The sequence below is a fragment of the Ruegeria sp. Alg231-54 genome (assembly GCF_900143525.1).
GTDB lineage: Bacteria > Pseudomonadota > Alphaproteobacteria > Rhodobacterales > Rhodobacteraceae > Ruegeria.
Genome location: NZ_FREZ01000022.1, coordinates 1 through 15592, shown reverse-complemented (window position 1 = coordinate 15592; position 15592 = coordinate 1). Strand labels below are relative to the sequence as shown.

Below are 15592 nucleotides of genomic sequence, written 5' to 3'. Positions count from 1 at the left end.
GGTTTGGGTTTCGACATTAGCAGCGGTGTAGGTGACTCGTTGATTGCAAAACTTTCATTGTCAGCGCACCGTTTCTCGCTCGTGACTTTATCTCGGTATTTTCGCAGCACTTCACCAAATGTCATCTCGGATGCGCTCACACCGAGGGTTGGGGTTAACAATCCTCTGTCAGCGTTCAACTCCTTCTCTCGCACCTACTTCGCCGCATTAGCACGCTTTAGAAAGGACTTAGATCGAGATTGACCGTCATTCCGAACCGTCGCTTGCCACTTTCCGCTAGGGCGTTTTACGATTGTTGCCATGGCCCATATCTCCTGTGTTGGAGACATCTTTTCCGTTTAAGTGCAGCGGAGGCGTAGCGGACACAGTTTCACGCACAACACTGCAATAGGTGCTAGTCGCGTAAAACCTTGATACATTGCTGGGAAAGGATGGTGGGTGATGAGAGACTCGAACTCCCGACATCTTCGGTGTAAACGAAGCGCTCTACCAACTGAGCTAATCACCCGTGACGGTGCATTTAGCTAAGCCTGCGCCCGGGTGCAAGAGGGTCTGGCAGAATTTCTTTCCCAGAATCTGATTTGTTAGCCACTGACAATTCAATCGGGCGGGAAATTCGTCGTGCCTTGTGTTGCGGGGTCGTTTCGATTGTGAGGGGCCTGTCGTTTTGCGTTCTACGTCGTGGGTGATTGCAAAGGCGCTTGCGTGTCACCTGCCGCCTCAGATATCCCCAAAGGAACTGCAACTTTCCAGGCGGGAGAAAACCGATCCTGTCCCACGCGCGCCGAGTTCTGATTGCGGCCCTGGTTCTGGGCGCTTTGACGCTGGCCCCGCTTCGAGCAGGGGCCGAGGGGATTTTGGTGTTTGCAGCGGCCAGCCTCAAGACTGCGCTTGATGAGGTGGCATCTGAATTTGAGCAGGAAACTGGGCGGGGCATAACTGTATCTTACGCGGCCTCGTCCGTTCTGGCGCGCCAGATTCAGTTGGGTGCCCCGGCAGACCTGTTCATTTCCGCCAACGTGGATTGGATGAATGTGCTGCAAGATCAGGGCCTGATTGACCCCACTACACGTGTAGATCTGCTGGGCAATGGCCTGGTTCTGGTCGCTGGGGGCGAAGGGGCTGACATTGGCGAAATGCGGCCCGGGGTCGCTTTGGCCTCCGCACTGAAAGGTGGATATCTGGCCATGGCGCTGGTTGATGCCGTGCCGGCAGGGATTTACGGAAAGGCGGCGTTGGAAAGCCTGGGGCTGTGGCAGGGCATTGAGGGTCAGATCGCACAGACGGATAACGTGCGCGCAGCCCTTGCACTTGTTGCCACAGGTGCTGCCCCAATGGGGATCGTCTATCGATCCGATGCGCAGGTCGAGGGGCGGGTTCGTGTTATCGCAGAGTTTTCGCCCGACCTGCATCCGCCCATCATCTACCCGGCGGCTCTGACGGCTGCCGGCGGTGAATCCGCGCGGGTGTTTCTGAACCACCTGCAATCTCAGGCGGCGCGGGCTGTGTTTGAAAAGCAGGGTTTCACCCTGCCGAACGGATAGCGGTATGGGGTGGTTGGGACCTGCAGAGCTTGAGGCGCTGAAGTTGTCGCTACGTGTGTCGTTTTGGGCAACACTGGTGACATTGCCGTTGGGCATATTCGTTGCCTACGCGCTGGCACGTTGGCGGTTTCCGGGTCGGCAGGTCTTGAATGGGCTGGTGCATCTGCCCTTGATCCTGCCACCGGTGGTGACCGGCTATCTGCTTCTTCTGACTTTTGGGATTCAGGGGCCGCTGGGCAAGTTGCTGGCAGAGATCGGAATTGTCGTGGCGTTTCGTTGGACCGGGGCTGCCCTTGCCGCGGGTATCATGGCATTTCCGCTGATGGTGAGGGCCATACGCCTGTCGATCGAAGCTGTGGACCCCAAACTGGAACAGGCCGGGGCCACACTGGGTGCATCACGCCTTTTTGTGTTTGCCACGGTGACCCTTCCGGTGATCCTGCCCGGCGTTATCGCCGGGGCAATACTGGCCTTTGCCAAAGCGATGGGAGAATTCGGGGCAACGATTACCTTTGTGTCGAACATCCCGGGTCAGACGCAAACCCTGCCGTCAGCAGTCTATGCCTTCCTGCAAGTTCCGGGCGGCGAAGCGGCGGCCACCCGTTTAGTGGTCATCTCGATCGTGGTTGCCATGAGCGCGCTGCTGTTGTCCGAGTTCATTGGGCGGCGCGTTGCGGCGCGGGTGGCCGGATCATGAGCCTGTCCGTTCGCCTGCAGCACGATCTACCCGACCTCAAGCTGGATCTGAGTTTTGATGCCCCACCCGGCGTGACGGTTCTGTTTGGGCGGTCCGGGTCTGGAAAGACAACAATCGTAAATGCCGTCGCCGGTTTGGTGAAACCCATGGCCGGTCGGGTTGCTGTAGACGGGTGGGAGCTGTTTGACACCGCGCAAGGCCTCTGGTTGCCACCGCACAAAAGACGGCTGGGTTACATCTTTCAGGAAGGTCGTCTTTTCCCACATCTCACTGTGCGCCAGAACCTGTTCTACGGAAAATGGTTCGCGCCCAAGGGTGCGCGCCGCGAAAGCCCGGACAAAGTGATCGAAATGCTGGGGATCGGGCACCTGTTGAACCGGCGCCCCTCGGGGTTGTCCGGCGGGGAAAAGCAGCGCGTTGCCATTGGCCGCGCTCTTCTGGCCAGTCCACGGTTGATCCTCGCGGATGAGCCTCTGGCCGCATTGGACGACGCGCGAAAGGCTGAGATATTGCCGTATTTTGAACGGCTGCGGGACGAGGTTTCGGTGCCGATTTTGTACGTCACACACTCGGCTGCGGAAGTTGCGCGCTTGGCGACATCGGTTGTCGCGTTGCAAGAGGGCAAAGTTTTACGGCATGGCCCGGCCTCTGATGTACTGGCCGATCCGTCGGTCGCACCGGCTGGTGTGCGGGCTGTCGGTGCAGTGTTGCAGGTTCGGGTCGTCAAACATCATTCGGATGGGCTGACCGAGCTGGACGCGGGCGGGTCGCCCTTGTTTCTGCCCCGGATACCTCTGCAAATTGCGGAAGAATTGCGCATCCGCATTCCCGCGCAAGAGGTTATTCTTTCCAGCAAACGCCCCGAGGGTCTTTCGGCTTTAAATGTTCTGGAAGGAACAGTCGACACGATCCGCGCAGGCGAGGGGCCGGGGGCGATTGTGTCCGTAAGAACACCTGCGGGTTCTGTTTTAGCCCGGGTCACCCGCCGTTCCGTCGAAGCGTTGGGATTGGAACCGGGCAAACCCTGTTTTGCGGTCATCAAAACGGTCGCACTGGCACCGCAAGACGTGGGTGGGCACTTGCGCGGGGTCTAAGCCAGCGCGCGGGCTTCGAATTCTCGCAGGATCAGGCGGGCTGCTCGGCCGAATCCTAGCCCATTCGGCATGGCTGTGTCCGGGAAAATGGCGGCGAGCTCCTGCAATGCGTCCGAGGACAGAGTGTACAGGGATTCTTCGCCGAGATAGAGGCTTTCAGCCAGTGCGCCCTCGGCTGTCAGTATTTCGTGGCTATCCAGCAGGATGTGAAAATACTCGACCGGGTCATCCGAGGTGTCAATCGCGATACCTGGCCAGGAACAAAGGTGCTTGGCCGCAACCAGCGCGTCGGGCGCGCCGAACAAAAGCTCGACCTTTGGTCCGCTGACCAGAATGCGGTGTTGCTGTGATACCAGCAGATCGCGTTCGGGCCGTCCTGCGCCAAGGCTGCCAGCTTTGATCCGAACCGGGCGCATGGCCGGATTGTCTCGCAATCGGTCCGGCGATAAGGCGCTGCTTTCCACCCACCGGATCGGTTGCAGCCCGCGATCTACGGTCATCACATTGTCGCCAACGCTCAGGGTTTCTATCTTTTGATTGCCTTTTTCAGCCAGGATCAAGGTGCCTGCAGTAAAGCACACGCCTTCAAGGGTGATGGTGATCTCTTGGGTCAGGTCATATGGTTGGAATAAAAAGTCCAATCCGGTGACCTGTACCGTGAAGGTATCAGTGACCGTAGTCCCGAACGGGATATCGTCAAAATCGCTTTGATTGACCGTGTAGGTCCATTCGCCGGTATTTGGGTTAATGGAGGCCACGCCCAGTGATGGCTGATCAGAGATCGACCAGGATTGCGTCCGAGGAAAGCCGGTCAAGCCAAGATCGCCACTGGCCTGATTAGGGGGATCTCCGGTTACAAAGCCAGTTGTTGTCCCTACGATCGATACCATTTCAAGACCCCTCCATTTTCAGGACCTCACGAAATTCTTTCTTCCGGTAAAGCTTCATGTGTACGTCCCCCGCGTCGTCGCGGGTCCACTCCACGATGCGATTTCGGGTCAGGTCGCTGTCCATCCGATTGGTTCGAACCCGAGGGTGGGGGGTTTCTTTTTTCAGTATTTCGACGATCTGGTTGGTCTGTCCAAACGGGGCCACAAGGTCGACGATCCAGAAGGACGTGCCGCTGGCAAAGTCCGTATCTTTCAGCGGTTTTTCCTGAATGGCGTACCGACGCTCGGCTTCGGGGCTGAGGCCCGCGAAGGTCACAAACCCGCGTGGGAAACCGTTCTGCCGGAAAATGTGGTACTGGTTCAGCCGAAAAGGCGTTTCAAAAGCATAGAGCACCTGCCCGAGGGTGCGCGGCCTGTGTGTATTGGTCAGCGATGCAAGATAGAACATTGCGCCGAAATCCGCGTATTTTTCGGACGGGATATCAAACCAGTCATTTGGAAACGCTTTGCTCAAAACAAACCCCAGCCAATATATGCCTTGATCCTAATTGCTTATGACCCAAAATGATACTGTTTTGCCTGTATTCTTGTGTCGGGGTCCTGTCGGCCAAATTCCCGAAAATGGTGCCGCTTTACTCGGACCACGTGTCCGGTATGATCTTGAATAAGTGTTTCGAAACAGGAATTGCCATTATGCGAGTTTTGAAAATAGCGGCCCTGGCAACATTTGCGGTGTCGCCTTTATTTGCACAGGGAATTGGGATCGGAATCGGCGCTTACCCGGGTTTTAAAACCACAGTCACTCCTATGAACAACGGTGTTTACGAGGTAGCCGTCAGTGGGTCTTCGGCCCCGGTCGCGTATTGGTGCGGGATAGGCGACTTTGCTATTCGCAGCCTGAGAACAAAAGCAACCCAGCGTATCTATATAGTTCGGGCCTACGAAAAAGGCGTGCGCACGGTGCAGTTTTCACTCACCCCACCCGATGGTGTCGATACCACGCCGGGATATTCGATTACCGTAAAACGTGTGGGTGAGAACATGTCGGCGGGGTCCGCGCAGGGCTATTGCTTTGACAACTTCCTGGATTTTGGGTTCCGCTAATCTATCAGGCCCATTTTGCCATTGGCGGAAGGCTCATCAGCACCGCATCCGGGTCATGGCCGGTTTCCAGCCCGAATTTTGTGCCCCGGTCGTAGACGAGGTTGTATTCGGCATAAAGGCCCCGATGCACCAGTTGCGTGTCTTTGGCCGCTTCGTCAAAACCCTGGACTCGGCGCTTTTCCACCAATGGCAGGAAAGCAGGCAGGAACGCGCGACCGATATTCTGGGTCAGCGCGAAATCTGCGGCCCAGTCGCCGGTGCAATAGTCATCCATGAATATCCCGCCTACGCCTCGGGCGCGCTTACGGTGGGGGATATAGAAATACTCATCCGCCCAGTCTTTCAGGCGGGGGTAATGGCCGGGACCATGCGGGTCCAGATGCGCCTTTTGGGTGGCATGAAAATGCGCTGTGTCCTCATCATATTCGATGCAGGGATTCAGGTCTGAACCACCGCCGAACCACCATGCGTGCGGGGTCCAGAACATGCGGGTGTTCATATGAACGGCCGGTACATGCGGGTTTTGCATATGCGCGACCAGAGAGATGCCCGACGCCCAGAAACGCGGATCTTCGGTCATCCCCGGAATCCCCTTACGCGCCGCCATGGCCTGTTGCGCTCGCGCACCCAAAGTGCCGTATACGGTCGAAACATTGACGCCGACCTTTTCAAAGACCCGCCCGCCACGCATCACGGACATCAACCCGCCGCCCGCATCGCTGCCGTCTTCGGATTGGCGTTTGGTTTCCTTGACCTCGAACCGGCCAGGTGCTGTGTCTGCAAAAGGGCCAGAGCTGTGGGTGTCTTCAAGTGCCTCAAACGCGGCGACAATCTCATCGCGCAATTGGCGGAACCACGCGGCGGCGGTTGATTTTTCGGTATCGAACATAGGGATTAATGAGCCGGAGCTGCGACGGGGTCCAGCAAGGTGCGGCCGCCATCAATTGTCAGAATTTGTCCGGTGATGAAGCCGGCTGCGTCCGAGGCCAGGAACTGTGCCGTTTCGGTCAGTTCGTTCGGGGCTGCGATCCGGGCCAAGGGCGTATGTCTCTCGATATCGTTGCGAAAGTCCCGGTTTTCCTTGAGCGTGGACTGCAGCGAGGCGCTCATGACCGATCCCAGCGCGATTGAATTGACGCGGATCCGTTTCGGGGCAAGGGCAACGGCCAGCGAACGTGTCATCTGATCCAGTGCGGCGGTGGATACGGAATAGGCCATCAGATCGGGGTGGGTGCGCCGCGCCGCGATTGAAGACAGGTTGATGATCGACCCGGCGGGGCCTTCGTCAGTGTCACCTGCTTGTTTTATCATGCGTTTGGCGACCGCCTGGCTTAGACGCAGCGAGGGCATCAGGTTCTGATTGAGCAGCATGCGCACGGAATCGTCGTCCGCGTCCAGCGGATCGGACGGGATCACCTGCCGCGCGCCATTGATCAGGATGTCCACCTGATCAAACGCATCAAGCGTGGCAGACAGCAGGTTCGCGATGGTCAGCTTTTCCCGCAGGTCGCCGGCAAAAAACCGGATGTTGCTGTCATCGGCCTGTTCGCCAAGCTCGTCGGACAGCCGTTTTTCGTCCATGTCGGCGAACATGACATTGGCCCCGGCATCCGCAAAGTGGCGCCCGATGGCCAGTCCGACACCATTGGCGCTGCCTGTGACAATGGCGGTCTTGCCGGCTATGGAAAAGGACATGCGTTGTCTCCTGATTTGCGGCAGAGGTTAACCGGGATCACCGTCGAGGGCGAGAGGCGTGAAACACCTTGAACCGATTGTCGCCGGACACCTCGCGAACCTGTGCGAAATTTTCGGCCAGCGTGACCTCGTAGGGCAGGTGGCGATTTGCGACCATCCACAGATTGCCGCTCCGGGTCAGGTTTCGAGCTGCGGATTTGATAAAGCCCTGACCCAGCTCAGGGTCGGCGGCACGCGACGTGTGGAACGGAGGGTTCATGATCACCGTGTCCAACGGTTCCGGCGCGCTCCACGTGACGGCGTCGGCCCAGTGAAACTGCGCGCAGGTCTCGGCCAAATTGATGCGTGCGCAGGTAAGGGCGATCTGGTCGGCCTCGACCAGATGCAACGCGCGCGGATTGGCGGCCTTTAGCGCACCGGCTGCGAGATACCCCCAGCCAGCGCCCAAATCAGCGATCCTTGCGCCCAGCTTTTCGGGCAATGCGCCCAGCAGCAGGGCCGAGGCAGGGTCAATCCCATCAGCCGAGAACACACCGGGCGCGGTCTGAAAGCCATCGACTGTCTGATTGTCCGGGGCGGCCCAGTCGGCAAAAGCTTCGGGCGCGGAGTGGAACCAGAATATCTTGCCATGCGCCTTGGCGATGGGCCCCTCGACGTCAACGCGTTTGCGGATGTCTTTCAGCAGGCTATCGACGCCGTCGGTTTTGACGCCGTCTATGACAATCAGTCCGCTGGCCCGCTGACAGGCCTGATGCACCATGCTGCGCGCCAGGGCCTTGGCGCGGGGCAGGATCACGATGGCATCCTGACAAGGGTCGTGGGCTTCCGGCACAGCGGCAAAGCCCTGCCCGGCAAAGTGGTCGTGAAACGGTTTGAATGGCTGCACCACCTGCGTTTCACGCGGCAGGGCCGACAGATCGCTGTCGGATGACGGTCCAAGCACGCTGAGTGATTGCGACAGCTCAAGGCCGCTTTGCAGGGCAAGATCAAGACGAGGGGACATCGGCAAATATGAGAGAGAAGGCTAAGGTGGCCTTACTCTTCCCGTTCCATTGTGCATTGCAGGGGGTGCTGGTGCCTGCGGGCAAAGTCCATGACTTGGCCCACTTTGGTTTCGGCGATCTCATGGCTGAACACGCCAACCACGGCGACGCCTTTCTTGTGGACGATCAACATGATTTCAAACGCCTCGGCATGACTCATGCCAAAGAAACGCTCCAGCACATGCACCACGAATTCCATCGGCGTGTAGTCGTCGTTCAGCAGCAGTACTTTGTACAACGGCGGGCGCTTGGTCTTAGGGCGCGTCTGCACCAACAGCGACGGATCATCGTCGTTGTCCGGTTGGTCAGACATCATCCATTTGTGTTCAGTCATTGCGCCTTTGTCCGATTCAGGCTTCGGTTTGTCTGATCGGTTATATAACGTGCATGGGGCCAGAGAAAAGAGCCAGCAGGACGTAATCGAAATGGAAAAAGCGCTGACCACAATTGGGTTCGACGCCGACGACACGCTTTGGCACAACGAGCGGTTTTTTAAACTGACGCAGACCCATTTCACGGAATTGCTGGCCGATCACGCTGATCGCGATCACCTGTTGGATCGGCTGCTTGCTGCGGAAAAACGCAATATCCGGCACTACGGCTACGGAATCAAAGGCTTCACCCTGTCGATGATCGAAACCGCAATCGAAGTGACCGACGACCGTGTTCCAGCCTCGGTTATCCGCCAGTTGGTCGAAGCGGGGCAGGACATGCTGGCCCACCCGATCGAGCTTTTGCCCCACGCGCGCGAGGCCATCGAAGCGGTGACTGATACGCATAAGGTGATTCTGATCACCAAGGGCGACCTGATCGATCAAGAGAGAAAGCTGGCGCAATCCGGTCTGGGAGAGTTGTTCGACGAGGTCGAAATCGTGTCCGAAAAGTCAGCACAAACCTACCGCGATATCTTTGCGCGGCATGGTGACGGGCCCGAATCTGCAATGATGGTAGGCAATTCGATGCGGTCCGATGTCGTTGCCCCAATTCAGGCCGGGTGTTGGGGCGTCTATGTGCCCCATGGGTTGGTTTGGGAGATCGAAAAGGCCGAAACCCCTGCGGGCAATCCGCGCTATCGCGAGATGCGGGATTTGGGCGAACTTGCCGATCTGGTTCAGCGCCTAAGTTGATGTTGCCAATTGGTCTCAGTTTTCAAAAAACGGGGCGGGAATTACGCTAAGGGGTTCAATTTGCGTGGATGTGGTAGGTTGCGGGCTGCGCGCGTCTACATGTAGTGCCGATTCGGACGCTTAACAAAACAGCGAATTTGCACGCTTTCGGTTTATTTCATTGGGTCTCTGTGTTAGCCTTGTAGGCAATAAAAAATAATTAACGCTGACCGGGAAAACCCGGCGGCCTGAGGTAGACAGAGGCAAAGATCGTGCAGGTTCGGCGGACAGTTCCGGCCCGGATGGGCTTATTTCTTATAGCATTCTTGTGGCTGCTCTCCTTCGCGCCGTTGCAGGGATTTGCGGCACCATATGCGGCGATGGTCATCGACGCCCGGACAGGCGAGGTTCTGCATTCGCGCAATGCTGACACCCGACTGCATCCGGCCTCTCTGACCAAGATGATGACACTCTACATTGCATTCGAGGCGGTGCGGAATGGTGAGATCACCTTAGACACGCCCGTTCGGATTACAAAAAAGGCCTCTTCTGAACCCCCCTCGAAACTGGGCCTTCGCACCGGGCAAACCATTGCGTTCCGATATCTGATCAGGGCGGCTGCCGTGAAGTCCGCCAATGATGCGGCCACGGCGATTGGCATCGCGATCAGTGGATCCGAAGCAGCATTCGCCCGTCGCATGACGCGCACGGCCAAGGCCATGGGTATGAGCCGCACAACGTTCAAGAACGCACATGGCCTGACGGAATCAGGTCACTTGTCGACCGCGCGGGATATGACCACGTTGGGTCGCCACCTGCTTTATGATTATCCGCAGTATTACAACCTGTTCTCACGCCAATCCACTCATGCGGGGATCAAGACGGTTCCAAACACGAACCGTCGCCTGTTGGCGGCCTATAAAGGCGCGGACGGGATCAAGACCGGATACACGCGGGCTGCGGGCTTTAACCTGGTTGCATCGGCCAAGCGCAAGGACGAACGCATCATAGCAACTGTCTTTGGCGGTAAATCCGGCGCATCGCGGAACGCCAAAGTGGCCGAATTGCTGGATATGGGCTTTCGCCGCGCCCCCTCGCGTGCCCCGATCCGCAAGCCGGCGCGCCCGACCTATGCCGGAAACGCAGGATTGGGAGCGACAGTCGCGGCCCTGACTATCGCGCCAAAATCCAGTCTGCGCCCCGTTCTGCGCCCCGGACCGGGTGCTGCAGTTCAGGTTGCTGGCGCCGTGGCTGAGACGGCTGCCAAAAATGGCACGCGCATCAAGGATGGTATCGCTGCAGCAATCGCGGCCGCCGACATTCAGCCCTCTGGTGACGGTGACGCACCCCGTCCCGCTGCGCGCCCGGCTGACCTGGTACTGGCCTCGACCGATCCGGCAGTGCAGCCCGAACCCGAGCAAGAGATCGTGACCCGACTGTCAACATCGGGCGGACGGCTATGGGGCGTGAACGTTGGCCGTTATACCACCCGATATGAGGCGGAAAAGATTTTGCTGAAAACGGCCCTGTCGGAAATGACCACTTTGGAAGGCACGCTGCGCAAGGTGAACCAAAGCTCGCGCGGCTTCGACGCGACATTTCAGGGCATGACCCGCGAACAGGCCGATCTGGCCTGCCGCCGGTTGCAGGCCCGGAATGTGACTTGTTTCATGATCGGGCCGTCATAAGGCTCGACATACTCTCCTGAATGGATCTGGGCTGCGAGGAAACTCGCAGCCTTTTTTTGTCAGTCGAAGACGTGGCCGTGTTCGTATTGTTCATCCTGACCCGCCGCAGCGGTCAGCGCGGCAACGTTATCTTTGGTAAAGAACCCGTCATAGTGGTGGCAGCGTTCGATATACTCGGTGATCAACAGCGTGTACTTCGAGTGCTTTGAGAAGATCTGTTTGAGGTTCGGATCATCCTTACACTCGCCCACCACATGGGCTAGGAACGGCACCCCTTCATCCTTGAGTGTGTTGACCACAAAATCGACGTTCTTTTCACCCGCGCCGTGGTCGCCGTCCTGAATCTCGATTGCCATGTGGTGCAGGCGACGGCCAAAGTTCCGCACGAAATCCTCGGTTGGCATCGGCAGCTGTTCAAAGGAATTGACGAAGGAGGGCGTGTTGTTCGCGGTGAAGACCTTGGCGGGGGATTTCTTGTCATCGTCCACATTCGCGTTTCGGTTCACATTGGTAGACGAGTTCATCTCAAAGATGTTGTACGCGCCCCAAAAGTAATAGGGCACCATGGTCAGAAACTCGAGGATCGCGTCCTCACGCTCGCCGGCCAGAATGCGTGTTGCAAGGTGGTCGACCCCCAGCATCAAAGGCGCGATTTTGCTGTCTGCCCCGAACGCCGCCGCCTGATCCAGTCGCGCCTGTTCGTCATTGCTCAGCAATATCCGGTCACCCAAACCGAGGCTGTCGGTGTCGTTGAAATCCAGGGATGAGTATCCAACCCTGTTACAGGTGAAATCGGACGGCGACGTAAATCTGAACCCGTCCGAAGTGTAGAACGGGTTTTCGGTGTCTCCCTTGTACTCAAACCTGATGTTCTGATCTTCAAGCGTTTTGGTCAGGGTCTTGAGGTCCGTGGCGCCATAAATCTCTCCGACATAGCGGGTCTGGGGGGTGTTGCGGGCCAGCGGGTACATACGGTTGATGCGCGGGATATAGTCTTCGAAGGTCGGGCTTAGTGGCGCCATGACGATAATCGCAGGATAATCGGTGTGTGAGTGCATGACCGCAAATTTGTGCGTCTGACCCAGATAGCTGGCCGTATGTCGGTAGGGTGTCATGACATAAAGCTCGATCAGCGTGTCGAACATCGCGTCCGGTTCGACCTGAATGACGATCGCCTGCATCGCCCCGACCTGATCAGCCACGCCCGAGCTTTGGCGGCGTTCGTAGATCATCGGCAGATATTGGTGGAAGAACTCAGAGTTCTTTTTGTCGCCGCGTGGTTCGTAATTCATCAGATCAAAAGACATTGGCCAACCTCCTTGCCTATACCGGTCCGGCATGGCGTTGCTTGGAATTGTGGTATTCAGAACATGCACTTGTCAGGCATGCTAGGGTCTGTATTCCGTACAGGCAACAGTCAGAGGATAGATCGTCAGGATTACGCCCTTCTTTCTACCGCATGAATTTTGTCACATCGACCCCGCCGTCGATCAGGGATGTGCGAACCGAACGGGCGATTTGTACCGCGGTTGGACCGTCGCCATGCAGGCAGATCGTGTCGATGGATGTCTCAAGCCGCTGGCCGCTTTCGGTGATGATGGCACCTTCGCGCACCATGTTCAGGATGCGCGGTCCGGCAATTTCGGGGTCATGAATAACCGCGCCGGGCAGGCCGCGGTCGACAAGAGTTCCGTCGCCGTTATAGGCCCGGTCCGCAAAGATCTCGCCGACCCACTTGCACCCCAGTTCGCGCACGGCTTCTTCTTGTTTGGTAACGGCCAAAACCATGATGATGATGTCCGGATCGACATCCAGCGCGCCCTGATAACAGGCTCGGGCCATGTCGATATCGACCGAGCACATGTTGGCCAGCGCCCCGTGAAGTTTCAGGTGCCGCACTTCGGTGCCAACGGCCTTGGCCATTCCGATTGCCGCCCCCAGTTGATACCGAACCAAATTGCGCAGGCTGGCATGGGGCACTTTCATGTTGCGGCGGCCAAATCCTTGGAGATCGGGGAAGCCGGGATGCGCGCCTATCCCGACGCCGTTTTTGGCGGCCAAGGTCATCGTCTTGGCCATGACGTCCGGGTCGCCGGCATGGAAGCCGCAAGCGATATTGGCGGATGTGATAATTTTCAGCAGACTTTCATCATCGCCCATATTCCAAGGGCCAAAGCTTTCGCCCATATCGGCATTCAGATCGACGCTTGGCATACGTGGTACTCCCTAGTCGGTGGCAGAGATCATTCCGCCGATCAATTGGTAGGACAAGAGGTCCGGGATGTCATGCGGATCACGGACCAGCGGTTCGACTTGCGCAGGTAGGCGGGCAAGTTCGGCATTGTGGGCGGTTTGCAGGGACGTAGCCTCGTCCAGTGACACGAATTCGAATTTGATCTGCCCGCCCGCCGGGGTTTGTGCCGCGCGTGGCAGGTCACAGGGCAGAACCGTCGCGATACGGGGATAACCGCCTGTGGTCTGACATTCAGGCAACAGAATAAAGGGGCTACCTGTTCCGGTCATCTGTATGTCACCGGGGGTAATGACCTCGGACAGAATGTTCAGCTGACCCCGAGCCGCGAAACCTTCGCTCTCGCTATCCAACTGCATCCCCATTCGGTTGGCCCGACTGCCACGCCGAAACTCGGTTTGCACAAAGCGGTCCAACGTTTCCTGATCGAAAAGGGGTGTCTGAAAGCTGGAGATCACGCGTAGAACGCCACCCGAGAAGCGATCATCCGGGTTGAGTTTCATGCCCGTCACGCCTGATCCGTCGGCGACTGGCAATGTATCTCCGGTTTGAACGGTGCTTCCGATCTTGGCGGTCAAATGCGCTGAGCGTGATCCCAGAAAGGCTTCGGACGCGATCCCGCTGCTGACATGCAGGTAGCCATAGGTCCCGCGCGTCGCAGCACCAATCACCAGCCGCTGTCCGACTTCCATCTGGTGCGACGCATTCCAGACCACAGGTGCGCCATCAATGCTGGCTTGCATCGGAGCACCTGTCAGAGCGATGCCGAGAGATTGCGTTGCCTCGAACTCGCCACCCATTCCAGCCATTTCCAAGGCTGCAAGCTCCGGGCTTTGACGCAGCAACGCTGCGCCCTCGTGCAGGGCCAGCTGATCGGCGGCGCCGGATCGGGACAGCCCCTGTTCCAGATACCCGACACGACCCTGGTCTTGTATGGTGCAGGCCGGGCCAATGCGATGAACAATCAGACTCATCCCGCGATCTCCTCGCAGGTGGCCCCGCCTGAGCCGTCCGAGTTGTTGGCACGGATGCTTTCCAGTTCGTCGCGCGAAACGGACAGGAACTGCATTTCATCCCCTGGCTTCAACGCAAAGCTCCGCGGTGCGTCAGGGCGAAAGCAACGAAATGCGGTTTGGCCCACGTGCCGCCAGCCGGTCGGAGTGGGGCCCGAGAACAGTACGAATTGGGAAATTGCCAATACCAAGGCCCCCTCTGGGACCATAGGCGTCAGTTCCTTCAGGCGCGGAATATTGAATTCAGGACCAAGCGGACCAAGATACGGCTGCCCCGGTGCAAAGCCGATGGTCAATACGCGTACCTTTGTGTCGCTCAGCCGCCGAACGGCTTCCATGGAATCCAACCCCGCCGCCGCCGCTGCCTCGTCCAGTTGCGGAGCAAGCTTGCCCCCATAAACTGTCGGGACCCGCCACAACCTGCGACCGGCAGGCAGTGGTGCCTCAAACCAATTTTGCTGGGCAAGTAGGTGTCGCACTTTATCCTGGATTTCAGTGCGAGGCAGTTTGTCGGGATCGAACCTCAGATAGGCCGATGCAAGGGATGCAGAGGTTTCGACAACACCGTCCCAGGATGCCGCGTCGATTGCGCCCCTAAAGGCCAGCGCCGCCCGGTTCGAGGGTTCGGCCATGGCATCGGCAAAGGAAACAAGAAGGCCGTCATAGCCTACGGTACTTATGCGTGGAAACATGTCGGCTGTATTGGTGGTCATTTCACGGCTAACCCGGGCATCTTACAGAGGCGACCACACAGCATCCCGGGCCAATGCGCAAGCCCGGCGAGGGTAGAGATGCGCGGATTCTATACCTGAGTTGAGTGCCAGCATGGTTTTTGGGGACGATTCCGACTCATTGAATCGCTTCCGACTCGGTTGAGTCTTGTGGTGTGATGGGGCGCCCTGTCTATATATAGGGGTACGATTACTGGAGGCGCAGGCAGGTGTAGGTCCGACTTGTATTTCAACTGATGAGATCGCCGTTCGAGGGCGCGCGTTGCTCCAATTAAGCCATTGATAATAAATTATTAAGTGGGGGAGTGGAAAAAAATCGCCCTAGACGTCATTTTCTGCTTGCGGGTTTGTTTGGTAAACCTTAGAACCCCCTTCACCGGCGCTGCTGAGGCGGCGCTGACGGGTCGGAGAGACGGCCGGACGGGTTGGAGAGACAGCCGGACGCATCGGAGAGACGGTGGGCATCTTAGGGAATGATTTAGGCGGGCGCGCTGATGTTATTGGCGCAACGGTCTGATTTTTGGCTCTTGGTGTTTTGTTCTTTGACATTGATGGATAACTGAAGAGATATGTGGGCGGTTTGGTTCGTTTCGACGGATTGAATGTCTGTATATCGCGCTGGTAGGGCTTCGGCTCGATGATCCAGTGTCAGCTTCACTGTTTGAGTGGTTCACTGATTTCTTAGGAAATCTGTGTACATCAAACAGAAGACTTCATCAGGATTAGCCTCCTGATG

Annotated in this window: 16 protein-coding genes and 1 tRNA gene; 6 read left to right on the top strand and 11 right to left on the bottom strand. The window is 57.7% G+C overall.

The genetic code is table 11. From position 1 onward, the window contains the following. Positions 1–432 precede the first annotated feature (432 nt). Positions 433–508 (bottom strand) — tRNA-Val (locus tag DHN12_RS22630). A gap of 193 nt (positions 509–701) precedes the next feature. Here DHN12_RS22630 and modA point away from each other — a divergent pair. Genes modA through modC form a run of 3 tightly spaced genes read left to right on the top strand, consistent with a single transcriptional unit; the run spans position 702 to position 3335 of the window. Next, on the top strand, positions 702–1544 hold the full coding sequence (gene modA, locus DHN12_RS22625) for a molybdate ABC transporter substrate-binding protein (RefSeq protein WP_306418425.1): 843 nt from the start codon (positions 702–704) through the stop codon (positions 1542–1544). 4 nt (positions 1545–1548) lie between these two features. Beyond that, a complete protein-coding gene (gene modB, locus DHN12_RS22620; RefSeq protein WP_108862212.1) occupies positions 1549–2241 on the top strand; it encodes a molybdate ABC transporter permease subunit in 693 nt (230 codons plus the stop codon). Then, positions 2238–3335, top strand: a complete 1098-nt coding sequence (gene modC / locus DHN12_RS22615; RefSeq protein WP_108862211.1) for a molybdenum ABC transporter ATP-binding protein — start codon at positions 2238–2240, stop codon at positions 3333–3335. The genes modB and modC overlap by 4 nt, the downstream gene beginning before the upstream one ends. On the opposite strand, the gene DHN12_RS22610 is transcribed toward modC, so the two are convergent. Together DHN12_RS22610 and DHN12_RS22605 are read right to left on the bottom strand one after the other, a co-directional pair. Beyond that, on the bottom strand, positions 3332–4225 hold the full coding sequence (locus DHN12_RS22610) for a Hint domain-containing protein (RefSeq protein ID WP_058278493.1): 894 nt from the start codon (positions 4223–4225) through the stop codon (positions 3332–3334). The two genes, modC and DHN12_RS22610, sit on opposite strands and share 4 nt — an antisense overlap. Before the next feature lies 1 nt (position 4226). Next, positions 4227–4739 carry a toxin-activating lysine-acyltransferase gene (locus tag DHN12_RS22605; protein WP_108862210.1) on the bottom strand — a complete coding sequence of 171 codons (513 nt, stop codon included), beginning with the start codon at positions 4737–4739 and terminating at the stop codon, positions 4227–4229. 140 nt (positions 4740–4879) lie between these two features. On the opposite strand from DHN12_RS22605, the gene DHN12_RS22600 reads away from it, so the two are divergent. After that, a complete protein-coding gene (locus tag DHN12_RS22600; RefSeq protein ID WP_234416761.1) occupies positions 4880–5329 on the top strand; it encodes a hypothetical protein in 450 nt (149 codons plus the stop codon). Positions 5330–5333: 4 nt separating this feature from the next. Here the strand turns inward: DHN12_RS22600 and hemF are convergent, their stop codons facing one another. From hemF to clpS, 4 genes are read right to left on the bottom strand one after another with little or no spacing between them, the layout of a single operon-like run. Continuing rightward, complete coding sequence (gene hemF, locus DHN12_RS22595; protein WP_108862209.1) at positions 5334–6218, bottom strand: oxygen-dependent coproporphyrinogen oxidase; 885 nt, start codon at positions 6216–6218, stop codon at positions 5334–5336. Positions 6219–6223: 5 nt separating this feature from the next. Further along, positions 6224–7024, bottom strand: a complete 801-nt coding sequence (locus DHN12_RS22590) for an SDR family NAD(P)-dependent oxidoreductase (RefSeq protein WP_058271963.1) — start codon at positions 7022–7024, stop codon at positions 6224–6226. A gap of 37 nt (positions 7025–7061) precedes the next feature. After that, positions 7062–8027 (bottom strand): class I SAM-dependent methyltransferase, encoded by a 966-nt coding sequence (locus DHN12_RS22585; RefSeq protein WP_108862234.1) that lies wholly within the window; start codon positions 8025–8027, stop codon positions 7062–7064. Between the two features lie 32 nt (positions 8028–8059). Beyond that, a complete protein-coding gene (clpS, locus tag DHN12_RS22580) occupies positions 8060–8401 on the bottom strand; it encodes an ATP-dependent Clp protease adapter ClpS (RefSeq protein WP_108862208.1) in 342 nt (113 codons plus the stop codon). A 91-nt stretch (positions 8402–8492) separates the two neighbouring features. Between clpS and DHN12_RS22575 the strand changes: the two genes are divergently transcribed. Next, positions 8493–9194 (top strand): HAD family hydrolase, encoded by a 702-nt coding sequence (locus tag DHN12_RS22575; RefSeq protein WP_108862207.1) that lies wholly within the window; start codon positions 8493–8495, stop codon positions 9192–9194. A gap of 281 nt (positions 9195–9475) precedes the next feature. Next, a complete protein-coding gene (locus tag DHN12_RS22570; RefSeq protein ID WP_058271959.1) occupies positions 9476–10861 on the top strand; it encodes a D-alanyl-D-alanine carboxypeptidase family protein in 1386 nt (461 codons plus the stop codon). A gap of 59 nt (positions 10862–10920) precedes the next feature. Here DHN12_RS22570 and DHN12_RS22565 read toward each other — a convergent pair whose 3' ends face one another. The 4 genes from DHN12_RS22565 to DHN12_RS22550 form a co-directional block, all read right to left on the bottom strand. After that, on the bottom strand, positions 10921–12168 hold the full coding sequence (locus DHN12_RS22565; RefSeq protein WP_058271958.1) for a hypothetical protein: 1248 nt from the start codon (positions 12166–12168) through the stop codon (positions 10921–10923). A 145-nt stretch (positions 12169–12313) separates the two neighbouring features. Then, positions 12314–13075, bottom strand: coding sequence for a LamB/YcsF family protein (locus tag DHN12_RS22560; protein WP_108862206.1), 762 nt, complete (start codon positions 13073–13075; stop codon positions 12314–12316). 12 nt (positions 13076–13087) lie between these two features. Then, positions 13088–14086 (bottom strand): biotin-dependent carboxyltransferase family protein, encoded by a 999-nt coding sequence (locus DHN12_RS22555; RefSeq protein WP_108862205.1) that lies wholly within the window; start codon positions 14084–14086, stop codon positions 13088–13090. Then, positions 14083–14838, bottom strand: coding sequence for an allophanate hydrolase subunit 1 (locus DHN12_RS22550; RefSeq protein ID WP_108862204.1), 756 nt, complete (start codon positions 14836–14838; stop codon positions 14083–14085). The genes DHN12_RS22555 and DHN12_RS22550 overlap by 4 nt, the downstream gene beginning before the upstream one ends. Between the last annotated feature and the right edge of the window lie 754 nt (positions 14839–15592).

What these genes read in the sequence shown, in the direction of transcription:
- modB (WP_108862212.1), top strand. Translation starts at nt 1,549, where the DNA reads ATGGGGTGGTTGGGACCTGCAGAGCTTGAGGCGCTGAAGTTGTCGCTA.
- modC (WP_108862211.1), top strand. Translation starts at nt 2,238, where the DNA reads ATGAGCCTGTCCGTTCGCCTGCAGCACGATCTACCCGACCTCAAGCTG.
- DHN12_RS22610 (WP_058278493.1), bottom strand. Translation starts at nt 4,225, where the DNA reads ATGGTATCGATCGTAGGGACAACAACTGGCTTTGTAACCGGAGATCCC.
- DHN12_RS22600 (WP_234416761.1), top strand. Translation starts at nt 4,880, where the DNA reads ATGATCTTGAATAAGTGTTTCGAAACAGGAATTGCCATTATGCGAGTT.
- hemF (WP_108862209.1), bottom strand. Translation starts at nt 6,218, where the DNA reads ATGTTCGATACCGAAAAATCAACCGCCGCCGCGTGGTTCCGCCAATTG.
- DHN12_RS22590 (WP_058271963.1), bottom strand. Translation starts at nt 7,024, where the DNA reads ATGTCCTTTTCCATAGCCGGCAAGACCGCCATTGTCACAGGCAGCGCC.
- DHN12_RS22585 (WP_108862234.1), bottom strand. Translation starts at nt 8,027, where the DNA reads ATGTCCCCTCGTCTTGATCTTGCCCTGCAAAGCGGCCTTGAGCTGTCG.
- clpS (WP_108862208.1), bottom strand. Translation starts at nt 8,401, where the DNA reads ATGACTGAACACAAATGGATGATGTCTGACCAACCGGACAACGACGAT.
- DHN12_RS22575 (WP_108862207.1), top strand. Translation starts at nt 8,493, where the DNA reads ATGGAAAAAGCGCTGACCACAATTGGGTTCGACGCCGACGACACGCTT.
- DHN12_RS22570 (WP_058271959.1), top strand. Translation starts at nt 9,476, where the DNA reads ATGGGCTTATTTCTTATAGCATTCTTGTGGCTGCTCTCCTTCGCGCCG.
- DHN12_RS22565 (WP_058271958.1), bottom strand. Translation starts at nt 12,168, where the DNA reads ATGTCTTTTGATCTGATGAATTACGAACCACGCGGCGACAAAAAGAAC.
- DHN12_RS22560 (WP_108862206.1), bottom strand. Translation starts at nt 13,075, where the DNA reads ATGCCAAGCGTCGATCTGAATGCCGATATGGGCGAAAGCTTTGGCCCT.
- DHN12_RS22555 (WP_108862205.1), bottom strand. Translation starts at nt 14,086, where the DNA reads ATGAGTCTGATTGTTCATCGCATTGGCCCGGCCTGCACCATACAAGAC.
- DHN12_RS22550 (WP_108862204.1), bottom strand. Translation starts at nt 14,838, where the DNA reads ATGACCACCAATACAGCCGACATGTTTCCACGCATAAGTACCGTAGGC.